Source organism: Janibacter terrae, assembly GCF_039636765.1.
Taxonomy (GTDB): Bacteria; Actinomycetota; Actinomycetes; order Actinomycetales; family Dermatophilaceae; genus Janibacter; species Janibacter terrae.
Genome location: NZ_CP144167.1, coordinates 3,437,103 through 3,451,787, shown reverse-complemented (window position 1 = coordinate 3,451,787; position 14,685 = coordinate 3,437,103). Strand labels below are relative to the sequence as shown.

Sequence of the window (14,685 nt, the reverse complement as noted above, 5' to 3'; positions counted from 1 at the left end):
CGCGCCGGAGCCGGCGGACGAAGGGGGATCAGACGACCCCGTAGAGCCGGTCGCCGGCGTCCCCGAGCCCCGGGATGATGTAGCCGTCCTCGTTGAGCCGCTCGTCGACGGCCGCGGTGACGAGCGTGACCGGCACGTCGAGGCTCGCGAGCTGGCCCTCGAGCGCCGCGATGCCCTCGGGGGCGGCCAGCAGGGTGACGGCGGTGATGTCGTCGGCGCCGCGCTCGACGAGGTACTGGATCGACATCGCGAGCGTGCCGCCGGTGGCGAGCATCGGGTCGAGCACGTAGCACTGGCGGCCGGACAGGTCGTCGGGGAGCCGGTTGGCGTAGGTGACCGCCTCCAGCGTCTCCTCGTTGCGCAGCATGCCGAGGAACCCGACCTCGGCCGTCGGCAGCAGGCGCACCATGCCCTCGAGCATCCCGAGGCCGGCGCGCAGGATCGGCACGACGAGCGGCTTGGGCGTCGAGAGCCTGATCCCGGTGGTCGGGGCGACGGGCGTGACGATGTCGAAGGGCTCGACCCGCACCTCGCGCGTGGCCTCGTAGGCCAGGAGGGTGACGAGCTCGTCCGCGAGACGACGGAAGGTCGGGCTGTCGGTGTCCTTGTGCCTCAGGTAGGTCAGCTTGTGGGCGATGAGCGGGTGGTCCGCGACGATGACGCGCATGCCCGTGAAACTACCGTGCGGGAGACTGGGCGCGTGAGTCACGACCCCGCCCGTCCCCAGCGCCCCGCCGAGGAGACGTGGATGGCGCGCGCCCTCGAGCTCGCCGCGCAGGCGGCGGCGGACGGCGACGTCCCCGTGGGCGCGGTCGTCGTCGACGCGGACGGCGTCGTCATCGGGGAGGGGAGGAACACCCGGGAGCGCGACGGCGACCCCACCGGGCACGCGGAGGTCCTCGCGATGCGCGCCGCGGCCGAGGCGAAGGGGGAGTGGCGCCTCACGGGGTGCACGCTCGTCGTGACGCTCGAGCCCTGCCCGATGTGTGCCGGCGCGATCGTGCTCACCCGGCTCCCGCGCGTGGTCCTCGGCGCCTGGGACCCCAAGATGGGCGCGTGCGGGTCGGTGTGGGACATCGTCCGCGACCGTCGCTCGGTCCACCGCGCCGAGGTCGTCGGCGGGGTGCGCGAAGGGGAGGCCGCGCAGCTGCTCGTCGACTTCTTCGAGCGGCGTCGGGAGGACGTTGGCCCGGACGTGGGCTGATGTTCACATCGCTCTGGCACACATGACGAGACCAGATCGTCCTTCCCCGAGGAGCCCCCGTGCGTCCTGTCCGCCTGCTCGCCGCGCCCGCCGTCGTCGCGCTCGTCGCCGCCGCCCCCTTCGCCTCCGCGTCCACCGCGGCGCCCGCCGAGACCGGCTACTCGTTCGCCGTCATCGGTGACGTGCCCTACGGCGCCGACCAGGTCGCCGCCTTCCCGTCGTGGATCGAGCAGATCGACGCCGACCGGCAGGTGCACTTCACCGTGCACGTCGGGGACATCAAGAACGGCTCGAGCCGGTGCGACGATGCCTACCTCGAGGGGATCCGCGACCGCTTCGAGTCCTTCGACCGCCCGCTCGTCTACAGCCCGGGCGACAACGAGTGGACCGACTGCCACCGCGTGAACAACGGCGCCTACGACCCGCTCGAGCGCCTCGGCCTGATCCGCGAGCTCTTCTACCCCGAGGCGGGCCGCACCCTCGGCGAGCAGGAGATGAGGGTGCAGGACGACGCGGCAGCAGGCTTCCCGGAGAACGTCACCTGGCGCAGGGCCGGGGTCTCCATGGCTGCCGTGCACGTGGTCGGGAGCAACAACGGCCTCGAGCCGTGGACCGGCCTCGGCAGGACCGAGCCCACCCAGGAGCAGGTCGCGGAGGAGGAGGCCCGCATGGACTCCAGCACCGCGACGATGCGCGCCAGCTTCGACTCCGCGAAGAGGCACCGTGACGGAGCCGTGACGGTCTTCCTCCAGGCAGACATGTTCGACCCCTCGTACCAGCCGACGTGGCACGTGGACGCCTTCACCCCCTTCGTCAGGGCGCTCGCCGAGGAGTCCCGCGACTTCGACGGCAATGTCTACCTCGTCAACGGGGACAGCCACGCATACAACGACGACCGTCCGCTGGCGACCGGGTCCTCGTGGCTCGACGTCTACGGGGTCGACGCACCGGCGGACAACCTCAGGCGCGTCACGGTCGACGGGTCGAACAACAACACCGACTGGCTCAAGACGACGGTGCGCCGCCACGCCGGCGAGACGACGCTGTCGTGGCAGCAGGTGCCCTACGGCTCGTGAGGGTCGGGCCCCGGATTTCGGGCCGTGGGCACGTGCGCTGTATTGTGCTCCGCGGTGGCGTGTCCGAGCGGCCTAAGGAGAACGCCTCGAAAGCGTTTGTCGGTTGACGCCGACCGTGGGTTCAAATCCCACCGCCACCGCTCTAGGCCGAGGCCCTGGAACCCTGACGTGTCAGCGGTTCCGGGGCCTCTGTCATGTCTGCCGTCCCCCGTGCTGGACCCCCATGTCGAACACCAGCCGCGCCGGCACCTGACCGGCCAGCACCTCCTCGAAGCAGTCGTTGACGTCCTCGAGCCGACGGCGCTGGGTCACCACCCGGGTCAGCCCACGGGCGTGGAGGTCGAAGCACGTCGCCAGGTCGTTGCGTGTCCCGACCAGCGATCCGATGACCGAGATCCCCTTGAGCACCGTCTCGAACACCGGCAGCTCGAGCCGGTTGTCAGCCGGCAGCCCCACGATCACGAGTCGGCCCCGGGGGTTGAGTGCGGCGTGGGCGGCGTGCATCGCCGCGGGGGAGGGCACGGTCACCAAGGCGATGTCGACGCCGCCGAGGGCCGCCAGCTCCGACTCCTGGTCACCGCGCGCGTCGACCACGTGGTCGGCGCCGAGCTCCTGGGCGAGCTGCAGCTTGTCGTCATGCACGTCGACCGCGACGGTGCGCGTGCCGAAGATCCGCGCGTACTGCAGGCCGAGGTGGCCCAGGCCGCCGACGCCGACGACCATCGTGGTCTCGCCGGGCTGGGGGTGTGCGACCTTGAGCGCCTTGTACGTCGTCACGCCGGCGCAGGTCAGCGGAGCGGCGTCGATGGGCGCGACCCCGTCCGGCACGGGCACGACGTGGCTCGCCCAGGCGACGGCGTACTCCGCGTAGCTGCCGTCCATGGTGTAGCCCATGTACGAGGGGCTGGTGCAGTAGGTCTCCCAGCCGTCGACGCAGTAGCGGCAGTGACCGCACGCGTGGCCCAGCCAGGGCAGCGCGACCCGCTGCCCGACCGGGACCGGCAGGTCTCCCTCGCCGACGGCCTCGACGATCCCGACACCCTCGTGCCCGGGGACGAGGAGCTCCTTGGGCTTGACCGGCCACTCACCGCGCGCGGCGTGGATGTCGGTGTGGCAGAGCCCGCAGGTCTCGATGCGTACGAGCACCTGACCGGGACCGGCCGTCGGGATCGGGACATCGCGGATCTCCAGCGGTGCGCCGAGCGTGGGGACGACAGCAGCCTTCATGGTTTCCTCCTGATGGTTGGACGGGGGTATCCGGTCGGGGACGTCGAGGTGGTCATCGCTGGCGACTTCCGTTCGTGATGGGTCGAGCCGCGCAGCCACAGGACCAGGGGGACGAGGGTCGCTGCAGCGAGGACGACGAACACCACGACGCCGCCCTGGGTCGCCACGGCGGAGGTCGGATCGGCTCGGTGCCCGAACCACTGGTCGGCTGCCACGCCGATCGCCTCGATCAGCCAGAAGACCAGCCCGGCCCCGGCGAGGAAGAGGCCGGAAGGTCGGCGCTGCCAGAGCAGCACGGCCACGATCGCCAGCGCGGGCAGCCAGACCGCGAGGTCCTGGACGTAGATGGGGTTGGTGGTCAGGCCGGTCCCGTCCAGGAAGCCCGGCGGGTCCTGCCCCAGGTCGGGCACGATGAACCGCAACCAGGCCAGCGCGTTGAGCGCGACCACCGTCAGGATGAACGCGGCGATGCCGCGCGCCGGCAACCGGCTGTCCGGCAGCAGGAGCGGGCGGGGGTCGAGCAGCGCGCTGACCAGGGACCACAGCGACAGCCCGAGCAGGGCGACGTAGGCCAGGAACAGCTCGTTGAACGGGGTGGCGTAGACCAGCAGGGTGGCGTTGTAGGTGAGGTAGGCGAGCGACCCGATGAGGACCGCCCGTCCCCGGACCGAGCCCCGGGTCGAGGTCACCATGCCGAGCCCGAGCACGGGGAGCGCCAGCGCGAACATGGTGAGCGCGGTGCCGCGCGCCGATCCGTTCATCACCGCCGTCCCGTTGAGGATCCCGTCCACGAAGAACGTCGGGACGGCCGCGATCACCACCAGCGCGGCCACGGCGGCGCAGAGCCGCTGTGTCCGGCGGCTCACCTCCTCGGTGGACCGTCGGACGTCGTCGGCCGGCGTCATCGCCACGATCCCTCCTCCTCGCCGAGGTCGGCCGAAGGGGGGAGTGCCGGTGTCCACGCCACGACGAGCACGCCCGTCACGAGGTAGACCACCTGCAGGACGTGGAACCCTCGGATCGAGGCGACCTCTCCGACGATCCAGATCACCATGATGGTCCCGGCGAGGATGCTGGCGAGGTGCCAACCGTCGCTGCGCTTGGCCAGGGCGACGGCCGCGACCAGCGAGCTGCCTCCGACGACGGCCAGCAGGATCACGCCCGGGAAGTAGTTGCTGGGGAAGTCGGTGTCCCGGAGCCAGGACGTGTGCTCGGGGATCCAGTCGGTCATCAGTGCGAGCCCCCCGCCCGCGGCCGTGAGGCCGTTGAACAGCAGCAACCCGAGGAGGATCTTGTCCTTGCGGTTCATCGCGCCCTCGTCTCCGGTGTGGGTGGGCTCGGTGGCGTCCCCAACGGTCGGTGATCACGCTATGCAGCGACGAGGCCTCGGGGGAGGGCCGAAGGTCCTCGGCACCGCAGGCGGGTGCAGTCGGGGCTTTCGCCTCTGGTGGGTCGTGGCTGCGGGGCGTGTACTGGACGAACGAGCCAGTGCGCGATCGACCAGGAGGTGACGGCGATGCACGCCATCGAGGTGCAGGGTCTGCACAAGCACTACGGGGAGACCCACGCGGTCGACGGGCTGTCGTTCTGCGTCGAACCGGGGGAGGTCTTCGCCCTGGTGGGACCCAACGGTGCGGGCAAGACCACGACCGTGGAGATCCTGGAGGGCCACCGTCGTCGCACCTCCGGCCGGGTCGAGGTGCTGGACTTCGACCCCGAGACCGGCGGTCGCGACTACCGGGAGCGGATCGGCATCGTGCTGCAGGACGCAGGGGTCGATGAGGACTTCACGCCACGCGAGCTCGTGAGGCTGTACTCCGGCATGTATCCGCGTCAGCTGCCGGTCGACGGGGTGATCGACCTGGTCGGTCTCACCGACAAGGCGGACGCGAAGGTCAAGAGCCTCTCGGGGGGTCAGCGGCGGAGGCTGGACCTGGCGCTCGGGCTGGTCGGAGATCCGGAGCTGTTGTTCCTCGACGAGCCGACCACGGGGTTCGACCCCTCAGCGCGCCGTCGGGCCTGGGAGCTGGTGGAGAACCTGCGGGGGCTGGGCAAGACCGTGCTGCTCACCACGCACTACATGGACGAGGCCGAGCACCTGGCCGACCGGGTCGGGGTCGTGGTCGCCGGACGGCTGATCGCTCTCGGTGCCCCCGCGGAGATCGGCGGTGAGGCTCGAGCGCGCTCGACGATCACGTTCCGGCTGCCTGCCGGGGTGGCGGAGTCCGAGCTGCCCGACGTGGGTGCGCCGTTGCGGCCCCAGGGCGGGGACTGGCAGCTGCGCAGCGCCCAGCCCACGCAGGTGCTGGAGAGACTGCTCGGCTGGTCACGCTCGCGCGGTGTCACCCTCGCGGGGCTGACCGTCGAGCGCCCCTCCCTCGAGGATGTCTACCTCGAGCTGATCGAGGACGCCGGCGCCATGGCTGTCCCGCCGCACCCGGTGGGGGTCCCGTGATGTCCGTCCTGACCGCGGGTCGACCCTCGGTGGCTCGGCTGCTGCTGGACCAGCTGGACTACGCGGTACGGGATCTGTGGCGCACGCGGATCGCGTTCATCTTCACGTTCCTGTTCCCACTCATCTTCCTGGTCGTCATCGGCGCCATGGTCGGCAACACCAGGGTCAGCGCCGACTCGACCGTGCGGGTCATGCAGTTCGTGACCCCCTCGGCTGCGGTGATGGGTGCCCTGTACGGCGCCTACCCCACGGTGGCCGCGTCCCTGGCCGATGCCCGCGAAAGAGCGGTGCTCAAGCGCGTGCACGGCACGCCGCTGCCCGGCTGGGTGTACCTGGCGGGGCGGATCGGCGCCGCGGTGCTCTTCGCGCTCGGCTCGCTGACGTTGATGCTGGTCGTCGGTGTCATCGCCTACGACGTGCAGGTCCAGTGGCACACGATGCCGGCCACCGTGGTGACGGTGCTGGTCGCCGTGACCTGCTTCGCCTCCGCCGGTGTCGCGGTCGCCGGACTGGCCCGTTCCGCTGCGGTCGCCCAGGCAGCATCCATCGCGACCGCAGTGGTCCTGTCCTGGGTCTCCGGGGTGATGGGGTACGGCGACATGCCGAGCTGGGCGGACCGGATCGCGCAGGTCTTTCCCCTCAAGCCCTTCAACGACGCCCTCGCCGACCAGTTCGACCCGTTCACCACCGGCAACGGCTGGGGCCTCGGCGCACTGGCCGTCATGGCGGTCTGGACCGCCGGTGCCGTCGCTGTCGCCGCGCTGACCTTCCACTGGAGCCCCGTGCCCGCGAGGCGAGCGCGGAGACGCCGGATCCAGGCGGCGCACGCCGGGCCGGAGCCGGCCCCGATCCCCGGGCTCGGCGCCGGGCCCGGCGCCGAGCCCGGCGCCGGACCCGCGCTGGAGGCGCTCGCGGTGGGACGGCCCAGCCGTCTCGCGCTGCTGGGCGACCAGGCGCGGTGGGCCACCCAGTCGGCGCTGCACGACACCTCGTGGGTGTTCTTCGCCATCGCCTTCCCACTCGCGCAGTACCTGTTCACCGCCGCGATCCTGGGCGACGCGACGACGGGCACCCAGTCCTCGCCGCCGTACGGGCTGCAGTCCGCCACCGGGATGATCGCCTGGGGGGCGATCGTGACCGCGACCGTGATGGTGCCCGACGCCATCGTCCGGGCTCGCGACGAGGGGATCCTCAAGCGCTTGCGAGGGACCCCGCTGGAGCTCGGGATCTACTTCGTGGGTCGGTTCGCCTCCGCGTTCCTGCTGGTGCTCGCCACCGCGGGCCTGATCCTCCTGGCCGGGACGCTGTTGTTCGACCTGGAGGTCGCCTGGCGTGGGGTGCCGCTGGCCGCCGCCCTCCTGGTCCTGGGTACCGCGGCGCTGGCCGCGTGCGGTGTGCTGCTGGTCTCCGTGCTGTCGAGCGGCAAGGCGGTCACGGCCGTCGGGCTCGCTCTGACGATCCCGCTGGCGTTCTTCTCCGACGTGTTCGTCATCGGGGCGGTGCCCGAGTGGATGAGCACCGTGGGGGCGTTCTTCCCGCTCAAGCACCTGGCCAACTCGATGTCAGGTGCCCTCGACCCCGCGGGCCCGGCGATCAGCTGGGTGGGGATCGCGGTGATGGCCGCGTGGCTGACGGGCGGCGGGCTGCTCGGGGCGCGGCTCTTCCGCTGGAGCGCCCGCAGCTGAGGCCGGGAGCAGGTCAGTCGGTGACCCCACCGCGCAGGTGGGTGTCGAAGAACCCGATGATCCTGCGTCGGGCGTCCTCGGTGGCGGCCTGGTCGTACTTCGTGCCCGAGATGCGGGCCAGGAACCGCAGCACCAGGGTGGCGTCGGCCGGGTCGTGGTCGTTCATGAAGCCGTGCCCGACGCCCGGGTAGATCTTCACGTCGTGAGGCACCTGGTGCTGATCGAGCAGCCGGTCCAGGCGCTTGCCGGCCTCCCTGCCCAGGGGCGAGCCGTCGGCACCGCCGAAGCTGCCGACGATGGGGCACGCCTGCGCAAGCCAGTCCTCGGCGTCGGAGGGGCATCCGCCGTAGTTCACGCTGGCGGCCGAGTACCCGCTGTCGGGGGCCAGTGCCAGCGCGTACCCGCCACCCATGCAGAAGCCGATCACCCCGATCCGTCCACTGCAGCCGGCGTGCTCACCGAGCCAGGTCCGGGCGGCCTCGATGTCATCGAAGCTGCGTCCCGCCCGCTTGCCGAGGTCGCGCATGATCGTGCGGAGACAGCCCAGTCGACTGCTCCAGTAGTACAGGTCCGGCGCCACCGCCAGGAACCCTTGTCCGGCCAGCCAGTCCGCCTGGGCGCGGAGGTCATGACTCATCCCGGTGATGTCATGGATCACCACCACACCCGGCCACGGGGGCGGTGTCGTCGGCACGGCGCAGTAGGCCGGCATCTCTCCTCGCCCCGTCGAGATGCGCACCTCTGCCTGCGAAGCGGCCATCACAGCAGTATGGAGTCGGACGGCGTCACGCACCAGACCCGCGCCGCCGGGTGCCCGGGAGCCGCTGCAGGTCCTGCGGGCGTCTGGTTGTCTGGACCCATGCGTCGCCCCACCCGCGCCCTCGTCGCCGTCGCCGCCGCCTCGTTCGTGACCACCCTGGCGGCCTGCGAGAGCAACAGCTTCAGCTCGTCCTGCTCGGGGCAGGAGTGCAGCGTCGCGATCGAGGGGGACGCGTGGAACGACTTCCCGCTGCCCTACAGCAAGGACGGCACGAGCCGGGACAAGACGACGATCACCCTCGTCTCGGCGGCCCCGGGTGGCGAGGCGGTCATCGAGACCAACGGCGTCGAGAACCGCTGCACGCAGGGTGCCAGCTTCGTCGTCGCCGACACGACGATCACGTGCGACGTCGTCGGCGACCGCAAGGTCGAGCTGAGCTCGGTCCGACGGTGACCCTCAGCAGGTCTCGATCCGCGACTCGCTCGCGAGCCGCGTGAAGTCCGGCCCGAGGACGACGTCGACGGTCGTGCGCGCCCGGCTGTCCGCGAGCTTCTCGAAGTGGCCGACGTGCAGGGCGACGAGCTTGGCGCCCTTCGCCCCGGCGGAGCCGTAGCGCAGCTGGCCCCGGCCGGTGACCTTGCGCTTCTTCGGGTCGTTGGCGACGGTCTTGACGGTGAAGCCGCGGGCCTTGAGGTCCGACGCGACGCGGGCGGCGAGGCCGTCGCGGTTGGTCGCGTTGTAGACGTTGACCTCGACCTGCTTGGGCGAGGTGGTGCACGTGACCGACCGCGTGACCGGCGCTGCCTGCTGCCTGCTCACGGTGTCGGCGCGGATGTAGGACAGCGCGTACCAGGCGGCGTAGAAGATCAGGAGCAGCACGAGCAGGATCGTCACGACGGCACGTCGGCGACGGCCACGCGCCTCGTTGCTCATGCCGTAGTCCTCCGGTGCCATGACGCCTCAGTCGGCCAGCTCGAGCACGCGGGCGTGCAGGGTCGAGCGCTGCTGCAGCGCCGCACGCAGGGCGCGGTGGAGCCCGTCCTCGAGGTAGTGCCGTCCGCGCCAGAGCACGACGTGGGGGAAGAGGTCACCGTAGAAGGTCGAGTCGTCCGCCAGCAGGTCATGCAGGTTGAGCGAGCTCTTGGTCGTCGTCAGCTGCTCGAGACGCAGGGCCCGTGGAGGGACGTCGGCCCAGTCGCGGGGGCTGCGGAGCCCGTGGTCGGGGTAGGGGCGGGAGTCGCCCACGGACTGGAAGATCACCCCGACACGATAAGAGGGGGGGCTCTGCGCGGACCGCACTAGTGTCGGGGTCGTGACCGACTCTTCACACCTGGACTCCATCCGCGCCGGCTACACGTTCGCGGCGCCGGCGATCGACCTCGGTGCAGCGGTCGTCGACGGCCGACCGCACGCCGACACCCCGGTGCGCGTCCCGCTCGCGAGCCTGACCAAGCACGGTCTCGTCGCGGGAGCGACCGGCACGGGCAAGACCAAGAGCCTGCAGCTCATGGCCGAGCAGCTCTCCGCCGCGGGTGTGCCCGTGTTCCTCGCGGACATCAAGGGTGACCTCTCGGGCATCGCGACCCCCGGCGAAGGGGGTGAGAAGCTCACCTCGCGCACGGCCTCCATCGGCCAGGACTGGCAGGCCACCGGTTTCCCGACCGAGTTCCTCTCGCTCGGCGGCCAGGGCATCGGGGTGCCGATCCGCACGACGATGACCAGCTTCGGCCCGACGCTGCTGAGCAAGGTCCTGGGGCTCAACGCCACGCAGGAGTCGAGCCTGGGCCTGGTCTTCCACTACGCCGACAAGCGGGGGTTGGCGCTGCTGGACCTCAAGGACCTGCGCGCCGTCATCCAGCACCTCGTCTCGGACGACGGCAAGGCCGAGCTCAGGGCGCTCGGTGGCCTCTCGAGCGCGACCGCCGGTGTCATCCTGCGCGAGCTCATCGCCTTCGAGGACCAGGGCGCCGACGTCTTCTTCGGGGAGCCGGAGTTCGACACCGCCGACCTGCTGCGCGTCACCGACGACGGGCGGGGGATCGTCAGCTGCCTCGAGCTGCCGGCCGTGCAGGCGCGGCCCGAGCTCTTCTCGACCTTCCTCATGTGGCTGCTCGCGGACCTCTTCCACGACCTTCCCGAGGTCGGCGACGTCGAGGTGCCGAAGCTCGTCTTCTTCTTCGACGAGGCGCACCTGCTCTTCGACGAGGCGAGCAAGGACTTCCATGACGCGATCGAGCAGACCGTGCGGCTCATCCGGTCCAAGGGCGTCGGGGTCTTCTTCGTGACCCAGAGCCCGAAGGACGTGCCGAGGGATGTCCTCGCGCAGCTCGGCAACCGCGTGCAGCACCAGCTGCGCGCCTTCACCCCCGAGGACTCCAAGGCGATCCGGGCGGCGGTCTCGACCTACCCGCACACGGAGTACGACCTGGAGGAGCTGCTCACCCAGCTCGGCACCGGCGAGGCGGTCGTCACCGTGCTCTCCGAGAAGGGCACCCCGACGCCCGTCGCGCACACGATGATGAGGGCGCCGCAGTCGCTCATGTCCCCCTCGACCCAGGAGCTCCTCGAGCAGACCGTCGCCGCCTCGCCGCTCGCGCCCAGGTACTCCGAGGCGCTCGACCGCGAGTCCGCCTACGAGCAGCTCTCGGGCCGGCTCGAGGCCGCTCCGACCCGCGAGGAGGCGCCGGTCGGGACGAAGGGGGGAGCGGAGCGCCCTTCGTCCCCACCGAAGGCCGACGAGGACGAGCCCGGCATGGTGGAGCAGGTGGTCGCCAGCTCGGCCTTCCGGTCCGCGCTGCGCTCGGCCGGCACCGTGATCGGCCGCGAGATCACCCGCTCGCTCTTCGGCACCTCGCGTCGTCGACGGCGCTGACGCTCGCCCGACTCACCCCAGCAGCAGGGCGATGACGAGGATCACCGGGACCGATCCCATGGTCGTCAACAGGATCGTGTCGCGCGCCATCACCTGACCGCGGCCGTAGCGGGTGGCGTGGACGAAGATGTTCTGCGCGGTCGGCAGCGCCGAGGTGACGACGACCGCGAAGAGCGCCGTGCCGTCGAGCCCGAGCACCCAGTGCGCGACGACCCACGCGACGAACGGCTGCACGAGCAGCTTGAGCGCGCTCGCGACGAAGACCTCGCTGCCGGTCCCACCGTCACCGAAGCCCGGCCCGAGGCGCAGCGCGATGCCGTACGCGATGAGCATCGCGGGCACCGCCATGTCACCGACGAGACCCAGCGGGTCGGCGACGAAGGGCGGCAGCGTCCAGCCGCCGAGGGAGAGCACGAGGCCGATGAGGGCACCCACGGTCAGCGGGTTGGAGATGATCCCGCGCACCGTGCTCAGCAGGCCCGCAGGTGAGTCCCTGGTGTGGCGGTCGAGGACGCTCAGCGCGATCGGCTGCAGGACGAGGAGCTGCAGCAGGAGCGTGGGGGCGACGAGTGCCGCGTCGCCGAGGACGTACGCGGCGATCGGGATGCCGAGGTTGCCGGCGTTGACGTACGCCGAGCTCAGGGCACCGATGACGGCCTCGGGTGCCCGGTGGTGCCAGACCCACCTCGCCCCGGCGAGGTAGAGGCCCGCGGTGACGACGACCGCCGCCGCGGTCGCGACGAGGTTGCCGGAGAACGCGTCGACGACGTGCGCCTCACCGATCGTCGTGACCATGAGGGCGGGCGTGGCGACGAAGAACGCCAGCCGGGAGAGCAGGACCTGCGCGGAGACGTCGACGACGCCGCGGTGCGCGAGCAGGGCCCCGAGGCCGATGACGGCCGCGATCGTGGAGAAGCCGAGCAGCACCCCGCCCATGCGTCAGCCGACCGGCGGGCCGACGGCCAGGGCGACCGTGGTGAGCACGGCGACGGCCACGACGAGCCCGAGCGCGAAGAGCGCCGGGCGGCGCAGCGCGCCGGACACGGCCTGCTCGACCGGGGTGCGGGCGACCCCCTTCGTCCGCAGCCGCCACGTGCCGGCGAGGAGGCCGGCCCGGTCGAGCCGGCGCTCGGCCCACAGCGTCAGGAGCGGCGGCACCGCGGAGGCCAGCGCGAGGAGCCCCTGTCGGGCGGGCCACCGCTGGTCCACCCACACGAGGATCGTCACGAGCACGTAGGCGATGAAGACGACGCCGTGCAGCATCCCGCCGATCCGCACCCCGAGCTCGGTGGTCTCGGTGACGTACTTGAGGAACATCCCGACGAGCAGCAGGGACCACGTCACCGCCTCCGCGGTCGCGACGGTCATGAAGAGGCGGCGAGGGGAGGGGAAGGGCATGGGCCCCATGGTCGCCGACGGGTGACGAAGGGGTGAAATCCGCCCGATTTCGAGGTAGCGAGGTGCTCGGGTAATCTCTCCCGCGGAGGATTCGCATAGTGGCCTAGTGCGCGCGCTTGGAAAGCGCGTTGAGTGAAAGCTCTCAGGGGTTCGAATCCCCTATCCTCCGCCAGAGCGAGGCCCCGGTCGTCACGACCGGGGCTTCTCTGCTCCCCTCGGGCCCCGCTTTGGCCCCTGGCTGCGAGGCCACGTAGACTCGGCGATCGGCACCCCGCGTGGTGGTACCTCACCGAACTCCCCCAGGGCAGGAATGCAGCAAGGGTAGGCGAGCTCTTCCAGGTACGCGGGGTGTCCTCGTCTGTCCCCGCGATGCGAGCGGTCGCCGGGATCAGCGGCCTCCCCCGGGTGGCGCGGAGGGGAAATACGCCTAGGTTGGACCCGAGAGCGGTCGTGTCCCGCGGCCGCGTGCCCCACCCCTAGGAGGCGGACCATGGACACCTGGATCTGGATCATCATCGGCATCATCGTCCTGCTCATCATCATCGGGCTGGTCGTGGCGTTGTCGCGCGGCTCGAAGGCCAAGCGCCTCGAGCGCGAACGCGCGGAGGCCGAGCAGCTGAGGGTCGAGGCAGCAGAGCGCGAGCGCCGCACCCGCGAGAGCCAGGCGGCCGCGGCCGCCACCGACGCCGACGCCCGTGCGGCCGAGGCCGACGCGCAGCGCCAGGCCGCAGAGGCCGACCGGCAGGCCGCGGAGGCCGAGCAGCGCCGCGTCGAGGCCGAGCGCCTGCAGCAGGAGGCGCAGGCCAAGGCGGACGTCGCGCACCAGGACCGCGAGGCCCACGACGAGGCCCGTCGCCAGGCCGACCTCAAGGACCCTGACGTGCGGACCGACGAGCACGGCAACCGGCTGGACGACGGCGACCGGCTCGGCGACGGCGACCGGCTCGGCGACGGCGACCGGGTCGACGACGGCGTGGCGCGTCACGGCCGGGACCGGCAGCACGACGTCGACGCCGACCGCGACGGCTACCGCGACGGCGTCATCGAGTCCGAGGACTCCTACGACGAGCAGCGCCGCGACCACGACGAGCAGCCCCGCGCCTACGACGAGCCCGGTGCCCACCGTCGGGACCAGGGGTACGCCGAGGAGCAGGGCGTGCGCGACCGTGACGTCGACATGCCGGGCACCGGGGTGGCGTCCGCCGGCTCGACCCACCCGGAGCACGGCAAGCCGGGCTTCATGGACAAGCTGCGCGGTAAGGTCGACGGCGGCCGCGGCGACGACCGTCCCGGCGGCTGAGCAGACCGACGGTGGGGCCCGTCACCTCCGGGTGGCGGGCCCTCCCCGTGCCCCGACCCCAAGGAGTCACGTGAAGATCGCCATCATCCTCGGCAGCACCCGCCCCGGCCGCCTCGGCGCGCAGGTCGCCGACTGGGTCATGACGCAGGTCGCCGATCGCGACGACGCCGAGTACGAGCTCGTGGACCTCGCCGAGTACGACCTCGACCTGCTCAACGAGCCCACCGTCCCCGGTGCCGCCAAGCGGCAGTACGACAACCCCAAGACGCGGCGCTGGAGCGCCAGGATCGACGAGTTCGACGGCTACGTCTTCGTCACGCCGGAGTACAACCACGGCGTCCCCGCCGCGCTGAAGAACGCCTTCGACGTCCTCTACCCCGAATGGCTGCACAAGGGTGCTGCACTCGTCTCCTACGGCGCCGACGGCGGGGTCCGGGCCGTCGAGCACTGGCGCACGATCCTGGCCAACCCGCAGATGCACGTCGTGCGCGGCCAGGTCTCCTTCTCGACGATGCTCGAGGTGAGCGAGGGTGCCGACGGTGTCGTCTTCGCCCCGGCCGAGCGGCGCGCCAAGGAGCTCGGCAACGTCCTGCGGCAGCTGACCCGGCTGACCGAGGCGACCGCCTCCCTCCGCTCCTGACCAGGCGCGTCCACAGCGGCCTCCCGGCGGGGGAGGCCGCTGTCGCCGTCCGCACGTAGAGTCGGGCC

At 71.5% G+C, this 14,685-nt stretch carries 17 protein-coding genes, 2 tRNA genes and 1 other RNA gene; 11 read left to right on the top strand and 9 right to left on the bottom strand.

All coding sequences use genetic code 11. The annotated features are described in order from the left end of the window. Nucleotides 1–28: 28 nt before the first annotated feature. A complete protein-coding gene (gene upp, locus V3C34_RS17245) occupies nt 29–667 on the bottom strand; it encodes a uracil phosphoribosyltransferase (protein WP_068329555.1) in 639 nt (212 codons plus the stop codon). An 81-nt stretch (nt 668–748) separates the two neighbouring features. Here upp and V3C34_RS17240 point away from each other — a divergent pair, with 81 nt between their 5' ends. The 3 genes from V3C34_RS17240 (at nt 749) to V3C34_RS17230 (ending at nt 2,420) form a co-directional block, all read left to right on the top strand. Next, nucleotides 749–1,204: a nucleoside deaminase gene (locus tag V3C34_RS17240; protein ID WP_068329558.1), complete on the top strand. Its 456-nt coding sequence runs from the start codon at nt 749–751 to the stop codon at nt 1,202–1,204. Nucleotides 1,205–1,263: 59 nt separating this feature from the next. Beyond that, nucleotides 1,264–2,280, top strand: a complete 1,017-nt coding sequence (locus V3C34_RS17235) for a hypothetical protein (RefSeq protein ID WP_338537527.1) — start codon at nt 1,264–1,266, stop codon at nt 2,278–2,280. A 53-nt stretch (nt 2,281–2,333) separates the two neighbouring features. Further along, nucleotides 2,334–2,420: transfer RNA gene (locus V3C34_RS17230), tRNA-Ser, on the top strand. Between the two features lie 52 nt (nt 2,421–2,472). Here V3C34_RS17230 and V3C34_RS17225 read toward each other — a convergent pair. The 3 genes from V3C34_RS17225 to V3C34_RS17215 are packed head-to-tail and all read right to left on the bottom strand — an operon-like array spanning nt 2,473 to nt 4,816. Further along, nucleotides 2,473–3,507 (bottom strand): zinc-dependent alcohol dehydrogenase, encoded by a 1,035-nt coding sequence (locus V3C34_RS17225; protein ID WP_068329564.1) that lies wholly within the window; start codon nt 3,505–3,507, stop codon nt 2,473–2,475. Then, the gene (locus V3C34_RS17220; protein ID WP_068329566.1) at nt 3,504–4,418 is read right to left on the bottom strand and encodes a hypothetical protein; all 915 of its coding nucleotides are present in this window, start codon (nt 4,416–4,418) and stop codon (nt 3,504–3,506) included. The genes V3C34_RS17225 and V3C34_RS17220 overlap by 4 nt, the downstream gene beginning before the upstream one ends. Continuing rightward, the gene (locus tag V3C34_RS17215) at nt 4,409–4,816 is read right to left on the bottom strand and encodes a hypothetical protein (RefSeq protein ID WP_346007740.1); all 408 of its coding nucleotides are present in this window, start codon (nt 4,814–4,816) and stop codon (nt 4,409–4,411) included. Before V3C34_RS17215 ends, V3C34_RS17220 begins: the two co-directional genes overlap by 10 nt. Nucleotides 4,817–5,023: 207 nt before the next feature. Here V3C34_RS17215 and V3C34_RS17210 point away from each other — a divergent pair, with 207 nt between their 5' ends. Beyond that, nucleotides 5,024–5,962: an ABC transporter ATP-binding protein gene (locus tag V3C34_RS17210; protein ID WP_346007739.1), complete on the top strand. Its 939-nt coding sequence runs from the start codon at nt 5,024–5,026 to the stop codon at nt 5,960–5,962. Beyond that, complete coding sequence (locus tag V3C34_RS17205) at nt 5,962–7,647, top strand: ABC transporter permease (protein ID WP_346007738.1); 1,686 nt, start codon at nt 5,962–5,964, stop codon at nt 7,645–7,647. Before V3C34_RS17210 ends, V3C34_RS17205 begins: the two co-directional genes overlap by 1 nt. A gap of 13 nt (nt 7,648–7,660) precedes the next feature. Here V3C34_RS17205 and V3C34_RS17200 read toward each other — a convergent pair whose 3' ends face one another. After that, nucleotides 7,661–8,407 carry a dienelactone hydrolase family protein gene (locus V3C34_RS17200; RefSeq protein ID WP_338537532.1) on the bottom strand — a complete coding sequence of 249 codons (747 nt, stop codon included), beginning with the start codon at nt 8,405–8,407 and terminating at the stop codon, nt 7,661–7,663. A 99-nt stretch (nt 8,408–8,506) separates the two neighbouring features. Here V3C34_RS17200 and V3C34_RS17195 point away from each other — a divergent pair, with 99 nt between their 5' ends. Further along, nucleotides 8,507–8,860: a hypothetical protein gene (locus tag V3C34_RS17195; protein WP_068424296.1), complete on the top strand. Its 354-nt coding sequence runs from the start codon at nt 8,507–8,509 to the stop codon at nt 8,858–8,860. Nucleotides 8,861–8,863: 3 nt separating this feature from the next. Here the strand turns inward: V3C34_RS17195 and V3C34_RS17190 are convergent, their stop codons facing one another. Both V3C34_RS17190 and V3C34_RS17185 read right to left on the bottom strand, forming a co-directional pair. After that, nucleotides 8,864–9,340: a LytR C-terminal domain-containing protein gene (locus tag V3C34_RS17190; RefSeq protein ID WP_169702084.1), complete on the bottom strand. Its 477-nt coding sequence runs from the start codon at nt 9,338–9,340 to the stop codon at nt 8,864–8,866. A gap of 27 nt (nt 9,341–9,367) precedes the next feature. Continuing rightward, nucleotides 9,368–9,667: a type II toxin-antitoxin system VapB family antitoxin gene (locus V3C34_RS17185; RefSeq protein ID WP_068329592.1), complete on the bottom strand. Its 300-nt coding sequence runs from the start codon at nt 9,665–9,667 to the stop codon at nt 9,368–9,370. A 52-nt stretch (nt 9,668–9,719) separates the two neighbouring features. On the opposite strand from V3C34_RS17185, the gene V3C34_RS17180 reads away from it, so the two are divergent. After that, complete coding sequence (locus V3C34_RS17180; protein WP_346007737.1) at nt 9,720–11,279, top strand: helicase HerA-like domain-containing protein; 1,560 nt, start codon at nt 9,720–9,722, stop codon at nt 11,277–11,279. A gap of 12 nt (nt 11,280–11,291) precedes the next feature. Here the strand turns inward: V3C34_RS17180 and V3C34_RS17175 are convergent, their stop codons facing one another. Together V3C34_RS17175 and V3C34_RS17170 are read right to left on the bottom strand one after the other, a co-directional pair. Further along, complete coding sequence (locus tag V3C34_RS17175) at nt 11,292–12,215, bottom strand: AEC family transporter (protein ID WP_346007736.1); 924 nt, start codon at nt 12,213–12,215, stop codon at nt 11,292–11,294. 3 nt (nt 12,216–12,218) lie between these two features. Then, nucleotides 12,219–12,677 carry a DUF3817 domain-containing protein gene (locus V3C34_RS17170; protein ID WP_338537535.1) on the bottom strand — a complete coding sequence of 153 codons (459 nt, stop codon included), beginning with the start codon at nt 12,675–12,677 and terminating at the stop codon, nt 12,219–12,221. A gap of 84 nt (nt 12,678–12,761) precedes the next feature. Between V3C34_RS17170 and V3C34_RS17165 the strand changes: the two genes are divergently transcribed. From V3C34_RS17165 to V3C34_RS17150, 4 genes are all read left to right on the top strand, one after another. Next, nucleotides 12,762–12,849: transfer RNA gene (locus tag V3C34_RS17165), tRNA-Ser, on the top strand. 90 nt (nt 12,850–12,939) lie between these two features. Further along, an RNA gene (gene ffs, locus V3C34_RS17160) (signal recognition particle sRNA small type) lies at nt 12,940–13,036 on the top strand. A 131-nt stretch (nt 13,037–13,167) separates the two neighbouring features. After that, nucleotides 13,168–13,977 (top strand): hypothetical protein, encoded by an 810-nt coding sequence (locus tag V3C34_RS17155; protein ID WP_346007735.1) that lies wholly within the window; start codon nt 13,168–13,170, stop codon nt 13,975–13,977. 70 nt (nt 13,978–14,047) lie between these two features. Next, nucleotides 14,048–14,617 (top strand): NADPH-dependent FMN reductase, encoded by a 570-nt coding sequence (locus V3C34_RS17150; RefSeq protein ID WP_068424307.1) that lies wholly within the window; start codon nt 14,048–14,050, stop codon nt 14,615–14,617. Nucleotides 14,618–14,685: the final 68 nt, after the last annotated feature.